Source organism: Brevibacterium epidermidis NBRC 14811, assembly GCF_001570805.1.
GTDB lineage: Bacteria > Actinomycetota > Actinomycetes > Actinomycetales > Brevibacteriaceae > Brevibacterium > Brevibacterium epidermidis.
Genome location: NZ_BCSJ01000002.1, coordinates 24,212 through 42,001, shown reverse-complemented (window position 1 = coordinate 42,001; position 17,790 = coordinate 24,212). Strand labels below are relative to the sequence as shown.

Sequence of the window (17,790 nt, the reverse complement as noted above, 5' to 3'; positions counted from 1 at the left end):
ACCCGCAACATAGGAGAAGCAATGAGCGAATCATCGTTCGGACGCCGTTTCGAGGGCCAGGTCGCCCTCGTCACGGGATCGAGCCGCGGCATCGGCCTCGGCATCGCCCGGAGACTGCAGGCCGAAGGAGCGACCGTCGTCCTCACCGCACGCAAGCCCGAACCGCTGGCCGAGACCGTCGCCGAATTCCCCGAGGACACTGCGATCGGCATCGCGGGCAAGGCCGATGACCCGGCCCACCGAACCGAGGCCTTCGACACTATCGCGAAGAAGTACGGGCGCCTCGACGTCCTCGTCACGAACGTCGGCATCAACCCGGTCTACGGTGACACTGTCGACATCGAGCTCGATGCCGCCCGCAAGATCCTCGAGGTCAACGTCCTCGGCACTCTGGCCTGGATCCAGGGGGCCGTCCATCACGAGGGACTGAAGTTCCGGGAGAACAAGGGTCGGATCCTGTCCATCTCCTCGGTCGCCGGCCAGAATCCGAGCAAGGGCATCGGCCTCTACGGCGTCTCGAAGGCCGCCGTGGCCCACCTCGTGAAGACCCTTGCCGTCGAACTCGGACCCGATATCCGCGTCAACGGAATCGCCCCTGCTGTCGTCAAGACCCGCTTCGCCACCGCGCTCTATGAAGGCAGAGAAGCCGAAGTCACCGCCGCCTATCCGGCCGGCCGGCTCGGCACTCCCGAGGACATCGGTGCAGCTGCGGCCTACCTTACGTCGTCCGACTCCGACTGGATCACCGCCCAGATCCTCACCGCCGACGGCGGACTCATCACAGCAGGAGGCACAGCATGAGCCACATTCCAGCAGACGTCGAAGAGCTGCGCCAGCGCACACGCACCTTCATCCGCGACGTGGTCATGCCCGCCGAGCCCCATCCCGGGGACTACCTCGACGAAGCGGTCCTGACCGACCTCAAGGCCAAAGCCAAGGAGGCCGGAGTCTTCGCTCCACACGTGCCCACCGAGTGGGGTGGCCAGGGCGTGTCGATCGAATTCTGGTCCCCGGTGTTCCAGGAGGCAGGATACTCGCCGATCGGGCCCGCCGTTCTCAACTGCATGGCACCCGATGAGGGCAATATGCACATGCTGGCCCAGATCGGCACGCAGGAGCAGAAGGAGCGGTTCCTCGCCCCGCTGGCCGCCGGCGACGTCCGCTCCTCCTTCGCCATGACCGAACCCCACCCGGGCACCGGTTCCGACCCGTCGGCGCTGGCGACCCGCGCGGTCAAGGACGGCGACGAATGGGTCATCAACGGCGACAAGCGCTTTATCTCCGGGGCTGAACTGAGCAGCTTCTTCATCGTCATGGCCGCCACCGACGCCGAGGACTCCGCCGAGATCGGCGACGGGTCCGGTTCAGCTCAGGCTCGCAAGGGCCAGGCCGCCACGATGTTCCTCGTACCCAAAGACACCCCCGGCGTCAGTGTCGGCCGGTCGATCCACACTGTCGATCGCACCATCGCCGGCGGCCACCCCTACGTCCACTTCGACGACGTTCGCGTCCCCGCCTCGGCGATCCTCGGCGAACCCGGCAAGGGCTTCGCCTACGCCCAGGTGCGCCTGGCACCCGCCCGCCTCACGCACTGCATGCGGTGGCTGGGACTGGCCCGCCGCGCGCTGGACACGGCACTCGACCGTGCCGAACATCGCGAGGCATTCGGCGACGTCCTCGCACGTCAGGGCCTCGCGCAGGAGCTCATCGCGCAGTCGGTCATCGACATCGAAACCTCTGACGCGATGATCACGAAGACCTCCGAAGTGCTCGCCACCGATGCGAAGGAAGCGAACTCCAGATCTTCGATCGCGAAGGTCTACTGCTCCGAAGCCGTCTACCGTGTCATCGATCGGGCCATCCAGCTCACCGGCGGCGACGGCGTCTCCGACCAGTTGCCGCTGATCCAGTACCTCAACGACGTCCGTCCGTTCCGCATCTACGACGGTGCCACCGAGACGCACAAGTTCGCGATCTCCCGCCGCGCGTCATCGAAGCGCCGCAAGGAAGTCGCCGCAGGTGCACCTCGTCTCGACGACGTAGGGGAGGCACGATGACCGAGAAGCTCGTCGACGTCGTTGACACTGCCGCCGAGGCGCGCGCCCTGTCCGCTCCGCCGCTGCTCATCGTCGACGTCCTCACCGACTACCTCGATGCCCAGGGGCTCGGTTCGGGACCTATCCGCTGGGACCGCATCGGCGAAGGCCAGTCGAACGTGACGTTCCGGATCCGTCGCGGTGACCTCGACGTCGTGCTCCGACGCGGACCGCGCCCGCCGATCCCGAAATCGACTCACGACATGGTCCGGGAGGCGAAGATCCAGGAGGTCCTCGGCGCTCAGGGAGTGGCCGTGCCCACGATCCTCCACGTCTGCGAGGACGAATCGGTCCTCGGCGTTCCGTTCTACATCATGGATTTCGTGCCGGGCACCGTCGTCACCGACACCCTGCCCGATTTCCTCGCCGAGGCGGCCGACCGTCGAGCCCTGAGCGAAGCCCTCGTCGACCGCCTCGTCGACCTCCACTCTGTCGACGTCACCGTTCCCGAAGTCGCCGCGCTTGGTCGACCGGACGGATACCTGGAGCGCCAGGTGAAGCTGTTCGCCTCCCTCTGGGAGAAGAACACTCAGCGGTCGCTGCCCCAGGTCAGCCGCCTCGGTGAGTGGTTGGCCGCGAACATTCCGGCCACTCAGCGGCACGCGGTCGTCCATGGCGACTACCGTGCCGGAAACGCAATGATCGCGTCCTCGACACCGGTCGAGGTCGCAGCGATCCTCGACTGGGAGATGTCGACCCTCGGCGATCCGCTCGCCGACCTCGGCTACTTCCTCGTCACCTACACCGACCGCGCGCATCCGCGCACGGTCATGGACCTCACCCCGGTCACGGCGGGGGAAGGGTTCCTCACCCGTTCCGAACTCGCCGATCGTTACCAGCAGAAGACGGGCCTCGATCTGTCCGGGCTGCCCTGGTACGAGGCCTTCGCGCTGTGGAAGGCCGCGATCTTCAGCGAAGCCATCTACACCAGGTGGCTCAACGGAGAGGCACCGTCGGCCGGTGACTTCACCGGCAGCCTCGAAACCGGGGTCCCCGAACTCATCGCAGCCGCCGAAGCCATCGCCGCCACCGTCGTGTGACGGCGAGCGAGATAGGAGTATCTGCACCACCGAGCACTACCACAGATATATACAGCACCACCTCCAATGAAGCAGTGGAAAGGAAGCCATGACCGATACGATCGCAGAGACGAAGGTGCCTCTGCAGGTGAAACGGCGATCCGTCGTCGCGAGCACCATCGGCAATATCCTCGAATGGTACGAGTGGAGCGCCTACGCGGTGTTCACGCCCTTCATCGCCGCCGCGATGTTCAACAGCGAGGACACAGTCTCCTCCGTCCTCGCGACCCTCGGTGTCTTCGCCGTCGGGTTCCTCATGAGACCCCTGGGCGGGATCGTGTTCGGCAAGATCGCCGATGTGAAGGGTCGCAAGTTCGTCCTCATCGTCACGATGCTCATCATGGCAGGCGGTTCGTTCCTCATCGCCGTCCTGCCGACCTACGGCCAGATCGGCGTCTTCGCTTCCCTCATTCTGCTCGTCATCCGGGTTGCCCAGGGCTTCGCTCACGGCGGAGAGTCGGCGACTGCGAACTCCTACATCGCCGAGATCGCCCCGGCCCATAAGCGCGGATTCTGGGGCAGCATCGTCTTCGTCGCGATTTTCGGCGGCTCGGTCGTCGCCTACACCATCGGCGGAGTGATCACGAATGTCTTCTCCGAAGCCGCGGTCAGTGATTGGGCGTGGAGGATTCCGTTCGCTCTCGGTGGTCTGCTGGCGCTCGTCGCACTGTGGATGCGCCGCGGAATGGTTGAAAGCGATGTCTTCGAAGCCGACGAAGCTGAGGAAGTCGTCGCTCCGACTCCGCTGGATCGTGGGCGTGTGGTTCGCGCGATCATCCTCGTCGTGCTCATGACCTCGGGGATCACCGCAGCTCACTACACGTGGACGTCGTACGCGTCGACCTTGGCGATCACCGAGCGTGGCATGGATGCGCAGACCGCCTACTGGGCGACTGTCGGTGCGCAGATCATCGCTCTCGCGTCATTGCCGTTCTGGGGAATCCTCTCTGACCGGATCGGTCGTCGGCCGGTGCTCATCGGCTTCGGTGTCCTCATGGCGATCCTGCAGTATCCGCTCATGGGCATGATCACGGACACCGGCTGGACGCTCTTCGTCGCGTCGACGCTGGCTCTGCTCGTCGTCTCGATGGCCGGTGCGCTGCTGTCTGCAGTCCTGTCCGAGGCATTCCCGACGAAGGTTCGCACGCAGGGAATCGGGTTCGCCTACTCGGTCTCCGTGGCCGTGTTCGGTGGAACGGCGCCGTACCTCAACGGACTGTTCAACTCGCTCGACCTCAGCTGGCTCTCCAGCGGCTGGGTGGTTCTGCTCTGCCTGGCGACGATCGTCGCCGTGGTCAAGCTGCCCGAGACGAAGGGCAAGGACCTCAACGCGATCTGAACATCGCGGCGCGACCGTAGCGCCGCCTCGGCGAATTTAGGTCGCTATCGGATTTCGGCCCCCGAATCCAGGTCGCTATCGGATACTTCTGAGCAAGGAAAGTATCCGATAGCGACCTATTTCTGCATGGGAGTCACAGGGGTGCTGCCGTGGGGAGCTGGTCCTCGCTGCGGTTGGAAGAGTGGTCATAGTGAGGGGGCCAGCCCGGGGTTTGTCGGGGGTGATTTCATTCACTAGAATCGGAGGCGCAGTTCCACGCGGTTCTGCACACAACTTCATACGCCGCTAAGACAAGACGTGGGAGAGCTGCCGGGATTCCGAGCAGCGCCGTAGGTGCAATTCCCTCCCCGGGAAACTCTCAGGCCCAGTACCACCGATTGCAGGCATATCTGAAGGACAGCGAGTCCCGACTGCAGCCGATTCCGCGCCGAAGAGCGCACGAAACGGAGGCAGGGCAGGCCGCAGCTCCGACAGATCGGGGAGGACACTCAGTGATCGCTGCGTCCTCCTATCGGTGGGCGCGACACCGACCCTAGGACGGCAATTGACCAGTTCACTCGCCCATACGACGCAGGCAACAGGGGACACCGCACGCCCCTTCTCCGACCGCCACATCGGCCCCCGCGCCGATGATGCCCAGGCCATGCTCGCCGAACTCGGCTATGACTCCCTGGAAGCCCTCTCGGCCGCTGCCGTCCCCGAATCCATCCAGAACGAAGAGCTCAACCTGCCCGCAGGCCGCTCCGAGTTCGACGTTCTCAACGACCTGCGCGAGCTCGCCGGTCAGAACGTCATGCGCACCCAGCTCATCGGTCAGGGCTACTACGACACGATCACCCCGGCAGTCATCCGCCGCAACCTCGTCGAGAACCCCGCCTGGTACACCGCCTACACGCCGTACCAGCCCGAGATCTCCCAGGGCCGCCTCGAAGCGCTGCTGAACTTCCAGCAGGTCGTCCAGGACCTCACCGGCCTCGACATCGCCAACGCCTCCCTCCTCGATGAGGCCACCGCCGTCGCCGAGGCGGTCCTGCTGATGCGTCGCGCCGTGAAGAAGGGGACAACCGTCGTCCTCGACTCCGAACTCCACCCGCAGACCATCGCCGTCGTCCGTGCCCGCGCCAAGGCCATGGACTTCCGCGTCGCCGTTGCCGACCTCGCCGAAGGCCTCGTCGGCGAAGACATCTTCGGCATCGTCTGCGCCCAGCCCGGCACCACCGGCGCTATCCGCGACTTCACCGAAGCCGTCGACGGCGCGCATGACCGCGGCGCACTCGTGACCTTCGACGCCGACCTGCTCGCCCTCACCCTGCTCAAGGACCCCGCCTCCCAGGGTGCGGACATCGCCGTCGGCTCGGCACAGCGTTTCGGTGTGCCCCTGTTCTTCGGCGGCCCCCACGCCGGCTTCATGGCCGTGAAGTCCGGACTCCAGCGTCAGCTGCCCGGCCGCCTCGTCGGAGTGTCGAAGGACGCCCAGGGCAAGCCCGGCTACCGCCTGGCCCTGCAGACCCGCGAACAGCACATCCGCCGCCAGAAGGCGACGAGCAACATCTGCACCGCGCAGGCGCTGCTCGCCAACGTCGCCTCCATGTACGCCGTCTACCACGGCCCGGTCGGCCTGACCCGCATCGCCTCCCGCATCCACCGCCTGGCCCACGCCTTTGCGAAGGCCGCGGACACCGCCCCTGGTGCCGAGGTGGTCACCTGGGAGTTCTTCGACACCGTGGCACTTCGGGTCGCCGATTCCGAAGCCGCCCGCTACGTCGCCGACCAGGCCGGATTCAACATCCGTGTCATCGACGACTCGACCGTCGGCGTCTCCTTCGGCGAGCCCCACACCGTGGCCGACGCCAACGGCCTGCTCGAAGCCCTCGGCATCTATGCCCGGGTCGACGCGGACGACTTCGAAGCCGCCTCGGCGGGAACCTTCGGAGCCAACGCCGTGCCGGAACCCGCGTTCGACGCGAAGTTCCACCGGGACACCGAATTCCTCACCCACCCCGTCTTCAGCGCCCACGGCTCCGAGACCTCGATGATGCGCTACCTGCGCACCCTGGCCGACCGGGACCTGGCACTGGACCGGACGATGATCCCGCTGGGCTCGTGCACGATGAAGCTCAACGCCGCCGCCGAGATGGAACCCATCACCTGGCCGGAATTCGCCTCCATCCACCCCTTCGCCCCGGTCGAGCAGACCCAGGGCTGGCGGAAGCTCATCACCCGCCTCGAAGACTCGCTCGTCGAGGTCACCGGCTACGACCGCGTGTCGCTGCAGCCCAACGCCGGATCCCAGGGTGAGCTGGCCGGTCTGCTCGCCATCCGCTCCTACCATGTGGCGGGCGGCGATGACGCCCGCACCGTCGTGCTCATCCCGCAGTCGGCACACGGCACGAACGCCGCCTCGGCAGTGCTCGCCGGACTCCAGGTCCAAGTTGTTGCCACCGCCGATGACGGATCCGTGGACATGGACGACCTCGATGCGAAGATCGCCAAGCACGAAGGCAAGATCGCCGGCATCATGATCACCTACCCGTCGACGCACGGTGTGTTCGAACCGCAGGTCCGCGAGGTCTGCGAGAAGGTCCACGCCGCCGGCGGCCAGGTCTATGTCGACGGTGCGAACCTCAACGCCATGGTCGGCCTCGCCAAGCCCGGCGAATTCGGCGGCGACGTCTCCCACCTCAACCTGCACAAGACTTTCTGCATCCCTCACGGAGGCGGCGGTCCGGGCGTCGGACCCGTCGCAGTGCGCGAACACCTCGCGCCCTACCTGCCGGGTGACGCCACCGATCCGCTGCTCGTCGCCGGTGACCCGGAGGCCAAGGAACTGCCGATCTCGGCCTCGATGTTCGGCTCCGCCGGCGTCCTGCCGATCAGCTTCGCCTACCTCGAACTCATGGGCGCCGAGGGACTGCGCGAAGCCTCACGGGCTGCGCTGCTGGGTGCGAACTACCTGGCGAAGAAGCTCGGCGACGTCTACCCGATCCTCTACTCGGGTGAGAACGGACTCGTCGGACACGAGACGATCCTCGACCTCCGCGCCATCACCGCGGCCACGGGAGTCACCGCCGAGGATGTCTGCAAGCGCCTCGTCGACTTCGGCTTCCACGCCCCGACCCTGGCCTTCCCGGTCCCCGGCACCCTCATGGTCGAACCGACCGAGTCCGAGGACAAGGAAGAGCTCGACCGCTTCATCGAGGCCATGCGCACCATCCGTGCCGAGATCGACCAGATCGGCAAGGCGTACTCCTACGAAGAGTCGCCGCTGGCACTCGCTCCGCACCCGGCGACCGTCGTGATGGACGACTGGGATGCCGAATACTCGCGTGAGACCGCCGTGTTCCCGGTTCCGAGCCTGCGCCTGACGAAGTACTTCCCGCCGGTCAGCCGTATCGACGGAGCCTACGGCGACCGCAACCTGGTGTGCTCCTGCCCGCCGCCAGAGGCCTTCGAAGAGTTCGAGGAAGAGGACAACTGATGACTGATCAGAATGCCAACGCCCCCAAAGAGACCCCGCTGCACAGCGTCCACGCTGACCTCGGCGCATCCTTCACCGACTTCGGCGGCTGGGACATGCCGCTGAAGTACGGTTCGGAGCTCGCAGAACACCGTGCCGTGCGTGAGGCCGCAGGCCTGTTCGACCTCTCCCACATGGGTGAGGTGCTCATCAGCGGAGCCGACGCCGCCGCCTTCCTCGACTACGCGCTCGTCGCGAAGTACTCGACGATGAAGATCGGCAAAGCCAAGTACGGTGTCATCGTCAACGAGGCCGGCGGACTCCTCGATGACCTCATCACCTACCGCATCGGCGACGAAGAGTTCCTCATCGTCCCCAATGCCTCGAACACGCCTGCCGTGGTGACGGCGCTGACCGAGCGTCTGCAGCACTTCCTGCAGACCGTGGCACCCGGATCGGATGTGCGCCTGACCGACGAATCCGGCGACACCGCGCTCATCGCCGTACAGGGACCGAACTCCGAAGCCATCATCCTGCGCGCCCTCGACGACTCCGCCGACGGCGAATTCGGACCCCGCACCGGCGCCGGTGACGTGGCAAAGGCCCAGGTCACGGACGAGGCCAACGGGGGAGCCACCTCGGCGGGGGATGAGACGATCACCATCGGTGAGGCAGTGCGCGAGCTGAAGTACTACGCGTGGATGCCGCTGACGATCGCCGGGATCGACCTCATGCTCGCCCGCACCGGATACACCGGCGAGGACGGATTCGAGCTCTACCTGCCGAGCCGCGGTGCCGCCCGCCTGTGGGAGTCGCTCGTGACCGCCGGAGCCGACTACGGGCTCGTGCCCTGCGGTCTGGCCGCGCGCGATTCGCTGCGCCTGGAAGCGGGAATGCCGCTCTACGGCAACGAACTCGACCAGAACACCACCCCGTTCGATGCAGGACTGGGACGGATGATCGGGTTCAAGACGAAGGACGATTTCTTCGCCCGCGAGAAGCTTGCCGAACTCGGTCAGACCGAACCTCCGCGCGTGCTCGTCGGCCTGACCTCGGAAGGACGCCGCGCCGCCCGTTCGGGAGCAGCCGTGTCCGTCGACGGCACCGAAGTCGGCACCGTCACCTCCGGTCAGCCCGCACCGACGCTCGGCCACCCGATCGCGCTGGCCTACATCGACCGGGATCGCGCCGAGGTGGGCACCGCCGTAACCGTCGACATCCGCGGCAAGGCCCACGACTTCACCGTCACCGCCCTGCCGTTCTACAAACGCCGCGCCAACTGAGCCGCACACCCTCGCCGAGGCGGCCCCACCGGACCGTACGGAACCGACCGATCCCTACGGGTGCGGGAGGTCCGCCTCGGCGGAGGTGAGAATCGCTCACCCAGAGTTCACCAAGGTCAGATGCGTGACTCGTACACTGGACTGACCTGCCCAACCACGTCGCAGCCCCGGCCGAACCGCGGGGCGCAGTAAGGAAGACACATGGCACAGCTGCCCCCGCTCCCACAGAACTTCACCTACTCCGCCGAGCACGAATGGGTCGACGGCGCCGCCGATGAACTCGTCGGCAAGACCGTCAAGGTCGGCATCACCGCGGTTGCCGCCGATGCCCTCGGCGAGGTCGTCTACGTCGACCTGCCCGAGGTCGGCGACACCATCACCGCAGGTGAGACCTGTGGTGAGGTCGAATCCACGAAGTCCGTGTCCGACCTCTACACCCCCGTGACCGGTGAAGTCATCACCATCAACGAGGCGGCCGTGGACTCACCCGGACTGCTCAACTCCGACCCCTACGGTGAGGGCTGGCTGTTCGAGGTCGCCGTGACCGAGGTCGGCGAAGTCATGGACGCCGCCGGCTACGCCGAGGCGAACTCCCTCTGAGACTCGTTGTGAGGCTCGCATGAGTCTCACCCGTCCCGGTGTGGACAGCCCTGCGGGGCTGCCTGACGGGACAGCCTTTCGAGGCGGAGCCTCCGGGTGGAGGATGCAAACCCTGAAGCGGGGTCGGTCGAGGTCGGTGCCGACGCATTGTCGGCACCGACTCGCCCTGCACGTGAGTGCACGGCTGCTCGGTCGGCCCCGTCGTCATCTCATCAGAAACGAAGTGATTGCCATGCCATTGAGTGTCTTCGACCTCTTCACAGTCGGCATCGGACCGTCGAGCTCACACACCGTCGGACCGATGCGTGCTGGCGCGAGCTTCATCGACCTCCTCGGCGAAACGCTTGGATCCGTGGCGGATCTGCGGGTCGACGTATTCGGATCCCTGGCCGCGACCGGTGCCGGTCACGGAACCTTCGACGCCATTCTCATCGGCCTCGAAGGCTGCCGCCCCGACCTCATCGAAGCCAACGAACTCACCGCCCGGCGGACGCGGATGTCCGAGACCGGGACGATCATCCTCGGCGACTCGACCGGCAACGGTGTCGAACTCAAGTTCACCGAGGATGACATGGTCAAACGACCCCTGACCGTGCTGCCGCGCCACACGAACGCCATGACCGTGACCGCCTACGACGCCGCGGGGGAGACCCTCGCCGAGGAAACCTACTACTCCGTGGGCGGGGGATTCGTGACCTCGGAGACCGAGTTCCTCGACAAGGAGAAGACCGCGAAGGCGGACGCGGGAGACGGCGATGCCGAGTTCGCGGTCGCGGATTCGGTCGTCGACGCCGAACTCGAGTCCTATGACGAAGAGCTGCCGTATCCCTTCCACTCCGGCGTCGAGCTGCTAGAGCGCTGCCGCGAGAACGACCTGTCGATCGCCGAGATCATGCACGCCAACGAACTATCGATGCGTGAGGAAGACGAGATCCGGCACGGCCTGCTGCACATCTATTCGGTGATGGAGGAATGCGCTTCGGCGTCCCTGGACCGCTCGGGCTATCTGCCCGGTGGTCTGAAGGTCCGCCGCCGCGCGCACGACTGGTACCTCAAACTCAAGGCCGAGGACCCCGACCGGGATCCCGGCTTCTACCTCGAGTGGGTCAACCTCATCGCGATGGCCGTGAATGAGGAGAATGCATCAGGCGGCCGCGTCGTCACGGCACCCACGAACGGGGCGGCGGGCATCATCCCCGCCGTGCTGCACTATGCGCTCAACTACGTTCCTGCTGTGATGGAGGGCGGCGAGTCCGCGAAGCATCGGGCGATCGTCGACTTCCTGCTCACCGCGGCGGCAATCGGAGTCCTGTACAAGGAACGGGCGTCGATCTCCGGCGCCGAGGTGGGCTGCCAGGGTGAGGTCGGATCCGCCTCGTCGATGGCCGCCGGGGGACTGGCAGCCGTCATGGGCGGGACACCCGAGCAGGTGGAGAACGCCGCCGAGATCGCCATGGAGCACAACCTGGGCCTGACCTGCGATCCGATCTCCGGACTCGTGCAGGTACCGTGCATCGAACGCAATGCGATCGCCGCCGGCAAGGCCATCAACGCCTCCCGCATGGCGCTGTGGGGCGATGGCCAGCACCGGGTCAGCCTCGACGAAGTGATCGAGACGATGCGCCAGACCGGCGCGGACATGTCCTCGAAGTACAAGGAGACGGCGATGGGCGGGCTCGCCGTCAACGTCGTCGAGTGCTGAGGTAGGCCGGGTCGTCGAGTGCTGAGGTCAGTGCGTCTGAGGTTCGGAGCCAGGCAAGCGGCGCTCACCTGAGTCGCGGCCTCTCGAGCCGGCTTCGCGCACTCATCTACTTCCGTACCTCTGCAGCGGCCTGAAGCAGCGGGGAGAAAGAGTTAAGTGTGCGAAGAATGCCGAAAATCGGCCTCTCAGCGACATTCTTCGCACACTTAAATCGTGTCGGCGGTGGCAGGCGCGCAACATCCGGCTGATGACGGCGCTGCGCGGACACCTTCGCGCCTGCGCGAACTACCTCGCAGCCGCCGCGAACCCGCTCACAGAGCCTCAGAACGCACAATCGAGCAACAGGCTTCCTTGCTGTCCCAATTCGACCGAAGTGACATGGAACACGTGGAACCCTTGTTCCAACTACATCCAAATGTAACGAAACGATAACGAACCTCCGGCGCGGTATGAGCGCGAAGGAGCGCCCCGTCACATCCCAACGATGCCATGGGGAAGGCCGGGTCTGTTACATGTCAGTAGGTCGGGACGATCGTTGCGGAAGTGCCCCGAAATCGACGGTTTCGAGGTTGACGCTCAATCTCATCCCGCTAGGTTTGTTGGCGTGATTAACGCACTCGCTGAACCGAAGACGCAAATCGACGTCCGGACTCCCGAGCTGGAGGACGGGCAACATCTATGGCGGCTCGCGAAAGATACAGCCGTGCTCGATCTGAACTCCTCGTACTCGTACCTGCTGTGGTGCCGCGACTTCGCGGACACCTCGGTGATCGCGCGAATCGACGGAGAGCCCGCCGGCTTCATCACCGGGTACACCCGTCCGGAGAATCCGGAGACCCTGATGATCTGGCAGGTCGCCGTCAACGAGAACTTCCGAGGACACGGACTCGCATCGACCATGCTCCACGAGCTGGCCGATCGCACCGGCGCTCTCCGCATGGAGACGACGATCACCGATGACAACGCGGCGTCCAACCGTCTGTTCCAGGCGTTCGCTGAGAAGCGCGGAGCCGGTTTCGACCGTCGCCCGCTGTTCACTCCGGACCTGTACCCGGACGGCCACGACACCGAGTACCTCTACGAGATCGCACCCCTGTAGCGAGCCCCACCCCGGCACCCCGCAGCCCTCTGCTTCAAGGGAGCGAACGCGACGGGTGCCAGGAGGCGGAAGGAAACGCCCGTAATGAGCGGCAGCGGCCACCGCCTCGGCGACTGCACACGATGCAGCCGCACAATCAAGAAGTCGAAAGGACTCCAAAGATGACCGAAACACCTTCTGACAAGCCCGACATCTTCGAAACTCGCGAGTCTGCCGTGCGCAGCTACTGCCGTTCCTGGCCCGCCACCTTCGCCCGTTCACAAGGTGCCAAGCAGTGGGACGAAGACGGCAACGAATACCTCGACTTCTTCTCCGGCGCCGGCGCGCTCAATTACGGCCACAACAACCCGGCCGTGATGGGCCCGCTCATCGAATACCTGCAGTCGGGTGCCGTTCTGCACTCGATGGACATGAAGACCCCGGCCAAGCGTGAGTTCCTGCAGACCTTCCAGGACCTCATCCTCAAGCCGCGCGGACTCGACTATTCCGTCATGTTCCCCGGACCGACGGGAACCAACACCGTCGAGGCGGCGCTCAAGCTCGCTCGCAAGGTGACCGGTCGCCAGCACATGCTCTCGTTCACCAACGCGTTCCACGGTATGACGCTGGGATCGCTGTCGGTGACCGGCAACTCGATGAAGCGAGAAGGCGCAGGCATCCCGCTGACCAACAGCTCGAAGATTCCCTATGACGACTACTTCGACGGCGAGGTTCCGGACTTCCTGTGGCTGGAGAAGGTTCTCGAGGACTCCGGCTCGGGCGTCGACAAGCCCGCCGCCGTCATCGTCGAGACCGTGCAGGGCGAGGGCGGACTCCGTGCCGCTCGCGCCGAATGGCTGCGCGCCCTGTCCGATCTGTGCAAGAAGCACGAGATCCTCCTCATCGTCGATGACGTGCAGGCCGGCTGCGGCCGCACCGGCTCGTTCTTCAGCTTCGAAGAGGCTGGCATCGAGCCCGACATCGTCTGCCTGTCGAAGTCGATCTCCGGTTCGGGTCTGCCGCTGGCACTGACTCTGTTCCGTCCCGAGCTCGACGTCTGGGAGCCCGGCGAGCACAACGGCACCTTCCGCGGAAACAACCCCGCGTTCGTCACCGCGACCGCCGCCATCAAGACCTTCTGGGCCGACAACGAGTTCCAGAATCAGCTTGCCGACACCATCGCCGCTCTGCACCAGCGTCTTGACGGAATCGTCGAGAAAGCCGAAGGTGCATCGATCCGCGGACGTGGTCTGCTGGCCGGCGTCTGCTTCGAAGACCTCGAAGTGGCTGAGAAGGTCGCCGCCTATGCCTTCGAGAACGGTCTCCTGCTCGAGACCTCGGGCGCCGATGACGAAGTCATCAAGATCATGCCGCCGCTGACGATCGACTCGCGCGATCTGCAGGCAGGCCTGGACATCATCGAGGCCGGAGTGCTCAAGTTCGCTCCCGCCGCTGCGAAGGCCGCACTGGCCTGACCCACCTCTGCCGGGCCGGCGTCGCAACTGTGGCGCCGGCCCGAGCTTTGGGCGGATTCGAGCTCACCTGCTCGATCGCCCAACCGGGCCGACGGGAGCCGTTGAAGTGAGACGGAGGCCCGCGGCCCAACCCCTGAACACTTTCACCGACCTTTTGCGAAAGGACCACAAATGTACGTAGTCAACCGCGATGACCTCAACGACACCGACCGCGATGTGAAGTCCGAGACCTGGCGCAGCCGCCGCATGGTGCTCGGCAAGGAACGCGTCGGATTCTCGTTCCACGACACCGTGATCTACGCAGGAACCACCTCCACGTTCCACTACCAGAACCACGTCGAAGCCGTGTACTGCGTGCAGGGCAAGGGAACGCTGACCGACCTGGAGACCGGGAAGGAATACCCGCTCCACGATGGCGTCATGTACCTCCTCGACGGAAACGAGAAGCACACCGTCGTGGCCGAGGAAGAGCTGCGCATGGCCTGCGTGTTCAACCCGCCGGTCACCGGTCGCGAGGTTCACGATGAGAACGGCGTGTACCCCCTCATCCTCGAGGATGAAGCAGCACCCGCGAACTGATTCAGTTCCCCTTTGAACGCTGAGTCGGCGAAAGCCGACTGAGCTTCACTCGCCGAGGCGGCCCGAGCATTGCGCTCGGGCCGCCTTTGCGTGTGGTTGAGTTGTGGGCTTGAGGGGCGCTGTTGAATGGGAGCCGAGCTGACTTCAGTTGTGATAATCTTCGGTCATACAACTTTCAAGTTTCGTGACTTCTCGTTGCCGACTGCACATTCGTTGACTCCGACTCAGGCATCCCCTTCCGTTTCATCTTCAGTTGGAGTCACCATGAAGTTCCTCAAGCGCGCCTTCGTCGCGTCCGTTGCCGCCATTGCTCTTGCGGTTGGCCCAGCTGTCTCCGCCGAGGCTGCGAGCACCAAGTTCGACGTCACCAAATTGTCAGCCAGTAGCATCGTCGTTTCGAACGATGGTTGCAAATACGTTGATGTGTACATGAAACACAAGAAGACCAATAGCAAGTATTGGGATGTTGATGTTGATATCACTCGCAATGGCAGCTGGGTCGATAGTGTTTGGTTTAGCGATAGCGGAAACACAAGCCGGACCCATACCTATATCTGCCCGTGGTACGACGGTCTGGGCAAATATGTGCTGGGACCTTCCAGCGTTTCAGCGGACAGCTGGGACTTTGACGATTCCTATTACCGCACCGACTACACCAAGGGTTCCTTCTACGTTCGAGGCAAGACATACGCTTCGCTGTCCTCGAAACGCAAAGGCAGCACCGTCACTCTGACCTCATCGACGAAGGTCTATCACCCGGAGCACTACGGCAAGATCAAGTACAGCCCGAAGGTGAAGTTCCAGGTTAAGTCCGGCAGCAAATGGAAGACCCTGAAGACGGTCTCCTCGAAGAAGGGCAAGGCCGTCTACAAGGTGAAGTCGAAGAGCAAGCGGTACTACCGCGTCACCTTCAGCCAGGTCAGCTGGGCGACCAGCGCCACCTCGAAGTCGGTCAAGCGCTGACCGTTAGTCGCGACTACACCAGACGGAACGGCCCGAGCAGTGCACTCTGCTCGGGCCGTTCCATCTTTCGCTGACCAGAATCACTCGTAAACGGTCACGTCTGTCCCGTCCATATATCCTCGGGAGCCGTCGAACGGGTCCAGCGCTTCCATGAGGGGGGGGAGCCACAAGGCACCCAGATCGGCAGTCCTCTTCCCTCCGTAACCCTGGGCGCGGCGATTCTCGTTGTACATCAGCTGACCGATCTCGGAATCGGTGACGGTCCAGATGACCACCTGCGGTGGATCATCATTTATGAACGTCACTCGGTGGGTATCGGCCGAGACCGACCATCCGGTCGCCTCGGCGAGGGCGTTCGCCAACTCAGCGCGATCGATACTCATCGGGACCTCCTTAGGGCCAGGGGACTGCTTCTGGGTTCGGGGAATGAATACACATCGGGCGCCCCGAAAGGGAGCGCCCGATGTGGGTTGTCGACTGCTGTTCGACAGCCTCACTCGTTGTCGGAGCGCACCTTCTTTCCGCGATCGTGCCAGAACTTGGCCGTGGTGACCTCGTCGGTGCCGTCCCAGGCGTCGACCTCGGTGTTGATGCGCTTGAACGTCGGCAGATCCCCGCGGCGGAATACCGGTTCGAAGCCGGCCTTGCGCTGCTTCTGGTAGTTCTTCAACAGCGAGAACACCAGCGGTGAGAGCATCAGCAGGGCGAAGAGGTTGATTAGAGCCATGATCGCCATGAAGATATTGGCCGCGGTCCACACCAGGTCAAGGGCCGCGATCGCACCGATGAACACCGAGACCATGACGATGACCTGATACACGCGCAGCGCGACACGGTTCGTCGTCAGGTGCTCGATGTTCGCCTCGCCGTAGTAGTAGTTGCCGAGGATCGACGAGAACGCGAAGAGGAAGATCGCCAAGGTCAGGAAGTGGATCGCCCACTGCCCGAGCTGCCCGCTCAGCGCCGTCTGCGTGAGCTGGATGCCCTCAGCGGAGCTGCCGTACTCCGGATTCGACAGCAGGATGATGAATGCGGTGATCGAGCAGACGAGGATCGTATCGAAGTACACGCCCAGAGCCTGCAAGAAACCCTGCTTGGCCGGGTGCGACGCCGAGGCCGTGGCCGCGGCGTTCGGCACCGAACCGATACCGGCCTCATTGGAGAACAGGCCGCGCTGCACACCGATGAGCATGATCGATCCCAGCGTTCCACCGGCGATCGAATCCATGCTGAACGCGTCGGTGACGATCGTGGCGATCATCGACGGCACGGCACCGATGTTCATCACCACGACGATGATGCCGACGATGAGGTAGAGGCCGGCCATGATCGGCACCAAGTATGCCGAGATGTTCGAGATGCGCTTGGCGCCGCCCGCGAAGATCGCGAAGGCGGCGACGGCGATGATCGCGCCGGCCACGGCAGCGAAGACGCCGTCCGAACTCTCGACTCCGAAGGACGCCCCGACGGCGTCGACGATGGAGTTCGACTGCACCGAGTTGAATACGATGCCGTAGGTGATGGCGACGATGACGGCGAAGACCAGTCCGAGCCACTTCATATTCAGCCCGTGCCTGATGTAGTAGGCAGGACCGCCGCGGAAGTTCGGGCCGTCCTTGAGCTTGTACAGCTGGCCGAGAGCCGATTCGGCGAAGGCCGTGGCGCCGCCTACGATGGCCGTCAGCCACATCCAGAACATCGCACCCGGACCACCGAGCGAGATCGCTAAGGCGACACCGGCGATGTTCGCCGTTCCCACCCGCGAGGCTGCAGAGATCGAGAATGCGCGGAACGGCGAGATGTTCCGGTTGCCCTCGGAATCCCGTCCGCCCGGCTCGGTCAGGGTGCGGAACATCTCGGGCAGCAGGCGGACCTGCACCGCTCCCGTGCGGATAGTGAAATACAGACCTGTGGGGATGAGAACAGCGACGAGGACGTATGACGACACTCCGCTGACACTGTCAAACACACTTTGGAGTAGCTCCATCGAACTGCGCCTCCTTCGGCAATCGTGCTGGAGAGGATCGGAGGTGCAGTGCGCGAGAACTCCGTCCGTGGTTACTCCCAGTCTGCCACCCTTGCTCCCGAGGTTGTGGCAGTGGCCCCTGCCCGAAGTGCGACATTCCCTTTCGGCCGAGT

Annotated in this window: 14 protein-coding genes and 1 riboswitch; of the genes, 12 read left to right on the top strand and 2 right to left on the bottom strand. The window is 64.5% G+C overall.

Going from position 1 to position 17,790, the window contains the following annotated elements:
- The first annotated feature begins 21 nt into the window (after positions 1–21).
- From BEP01S_RS00980 to BEP01S_RS00925, 12 genes are all read left to right on the top strand, one after another.
- A complete protein-coding gene (locus tag BEP01S_RS00980) occupies positions 22–801 on the top strand; it encodes an SDR family oxidoreductase (RefSeq protein ID WP_062239546.1) in 780 nt (259 codons plus the stop codon).
- Positions 798–2,057, top strand: a complete 1,260-nt coding sequence (locus tag BEP01S_RS00975) for an acyl-CoA dehydrogenase family protein (RefSeq protein WP_062239543.1) — start codon at positions 798–800, stop codon at positions 2,055–2,057. The genes BEP01S_RS00980 and BEP01S_RS00975 overlap by 4 nt, the downstream gene beginning before the upstream one ends.
- On the top strand, positions 2,054–3,136 hold the full coding sequence (locus BEP01S_RS00970) for a phosphotransferase family protein (protein WP_062239539.1): 1,083 nt from the start codon (positions 2,054–2,056) through the stop codon (positions 3,134–3,136). Before BEP01S_RS00975 ends, BEP01S_RS00970 begins: the two co-directional genes overlap by 4 nt.
- Positions 3,137–3,224: 88 nt before the next feature.
- A complete protein-coding gene (locus BEP01S_RS00965; RefSeq protein ID WP_062239536.1) occupies positions 3,225–4,514 on the top strand; it encodes an MFS transporter in 1,290 nt (429 codons plus the stop codon).
- Positions 4,515–4,802: 288 nt separating this feature from the next.
- Positions 4,803–4,897, top strand: a riboswitch (glycine riboswitch).
- Positions 4,898–5,058: 161 nt separating this feature from the next.
- Entirely contained in the window at positions 5,059–7,992 is a 2,934-nt protein-coding gene (gene gcvP / locus BEP01S_RS00960) for an aminomethyl-transferring glycine dehydrogenase (RefSeq protein ID WP_083532419.1), read from the top strand.
- Positions 7,992–9,254, top strand: coding sequence for a glycine cleavage system aminomethyltransferase GcvT (locus BEP01S_RS00955; protein WP_062239533.1), 1,263 nt, complete (start codon positions 7,992–7,994; stop codon positions 9,252–9,254). Before gcvP ends, BEP01S_RS00955 begins: the two co-directional genes overlap by 1 nt.
- Before the next feature lie 201 nt (positions 9,255–9,455).
- Positions 9,456–9,854: a glycine cleavage system protein GcvH gene (gene gcvH / locus BEP01S_RS00950; RefSeq protein WP_062239531.1), complete on the top strand. Its 399-nt coding sequence runs from the start codon at positions 9,456–9,458 to the stop codon at positions 9,852–9,854.
- A 232-nt stretch (positions 9,855–10,086) separates the two neighbouring features.
- The gene (locus tag BEP01S_RS00945) at positions 10,087–11,556 is read left to right on the top strand and encodes an L-serine ammonia-lyase (protein ID WP_062239528.1); all 1,470 of its coding nucleotides are present in this window, start codon (positions 10,087–10,089) and stop codon (positions 11,554–11,556) included.
- Between the two features lie 703 nt (positions 11,557–12,259).
- Positions 12,260–12,655, top strand: coding sequence for a diaminobutyrate acetyltransferase (gene ectA / locus BEP01S_RS00940; RefSeq protein WP_244882007.1), 396 nt, complete (start codon positions 12,260–12,262; stop codon positions 12,653–12,655).
- Positions 12,656–12,816: 161 nt separating this feature from the next.
- On the top strand, positions 12,817–14,109 hold the full coding sequence (gene ectB, locus BEP01S_RS00935; RefSeq protein ID WP_062239526.1) for a diaminobutyrate--2-oxoglutarate transaminase: 1,293 nt from the start codon (positions 12,817–12,819) through the stop codon (positions 14,107–14,109).
- Positions 14,110–14,280: 171 nt separating this feature from the next.
- A complete protein-coding gene (locus tag BEP01S_RS00930) occupies positions 14,281–14,688 on the top strand; it encodes an ectoine synthase (protein WP_025778555.1) in 408 nt (135 codons plus the stop codon).
- A gap of 264 nt (positions 14,689–14,952) precedes the next feature.
- The gene (locus BEP01S_RS00925) at positions 14,953–15,651 is read left to right on the top strand and encodes a hypothetical protein (RefSeq protein WP_062239523.1); all 699 of its coding nucleotides are present in this window, start codon (positions 14,953–14,955) and stop codon (positions 15,649–15,651) included.
- An 80-nt stretch (positions 15,652–15,731) separates the two neighbouring features.
- Here the strand turns inward: BEP01S_RS00925 and BEP01S_RS00920 are convergent, their stop codons facing one another.
- A complete protein-coding gene (locus BEP01S_RS00920; protein WP_062239521.1) occupies positions 15,732–16,034 on the bottom strand; it encodes a hypothetical protein in 303 nt (100 codons plus the stop codon).
- 110 nt (positions 16,035–16,144) lie between these two features.
- Positions 16,145–17,638, bottom strand: a complete 1,494-nt coding sequence (locus tag BEP01S_RS00915; RefSeq protein ID WP_062239517.1) for an alanine/glycine:cation symporter family protein — start codon at positions 17,636–17,638, stop codon at positions 16,145–16,147.
- Between the last annotated feature and the right edge of the window lie 152 nt (positions 17,639–17,790).

Coding starts and splice junctions, on each gene's coding strand:
- BEP01S_RS00980 (WP_062239546.1), top strand. CDS start 22: ATGAGCGAATCATCGTTCGGACGCCGTTTCGAGGGCCAGGTCGCCCTC.
- BEP01S_RS00975 (WP_062239543.1), top strand. CDS start 798: ATGAGCCACATTCCAGCAGACGTCGAAGAGCTGCGCCAGCGCACACGC.
- BEP01S_RS00970 (WP_062239539.1), top strand. CDS start 2,054: ATGACCGAGAAGCTCGTCGACGTCGTTGACACTGCCGCCGAGGCGCGC.
- BEP01S_RS00965 (WP_062239536.1), top strand. CDS start 3,225: ATGACCGATACGATCGCAGAGACGAAGGTGCCTCTGCAGGTGAAACGG.
- BEP01S_RS00955 (WP_062239533.1), top strand. CDS start 7,992: ATGACTGATCAGAATGCCAACGCCCCCAAAGAGACCCCGCTGCACAGC.
- gcvH (WP_062239531.1), top strand. CDS start 9,456: ATGGCACAGCTGCCCCCGCTCCCACAGAACTTCACCTACTCCGCCGAG.
- BEP01S_RS00945 (WP_062239528.1), top strand. CDS start 10,087: ATGCCATTGAGTGTCTTCGACCTCTTCACAGTCGGCATCGGACCGTCG.
- ectB (WP_062239526.1), top strand. CDS start 12,817: ATGACCGAAACACCTTCTGACAAGCCCGACATCTTCGAAACTCGCGAG.
- BEP01S_RS00930 (WP_025778555.1), top strand. CDS start 14,281: ATGTACGTAGTCAACCGCGATGACCTCAACGACACCGACCGCGATGTG.
- BEP01S_RS00925 (WP_062239523.1), top strand. CDS start 14,953: ATGAAGTTCCTCAAGCGCGCCTTCGTCGCGTCCGTTGCCGCCATTGCT.
- BEP01S_RS00920 (WP_062239521.1), bottom strand. CDS start 16,034: ATGAGTATCGATCGCGCTGAGTTGGCGAACGCCCTCGCCGAGGCGACC.
- BEP01S_RS00915 (WP_062239517.1), bottom strand. CDS start 17,638: ATGGAGCTACTCCAAAGTGTGTTTGACAGTGTCAGCGGAGTGTCGTCA.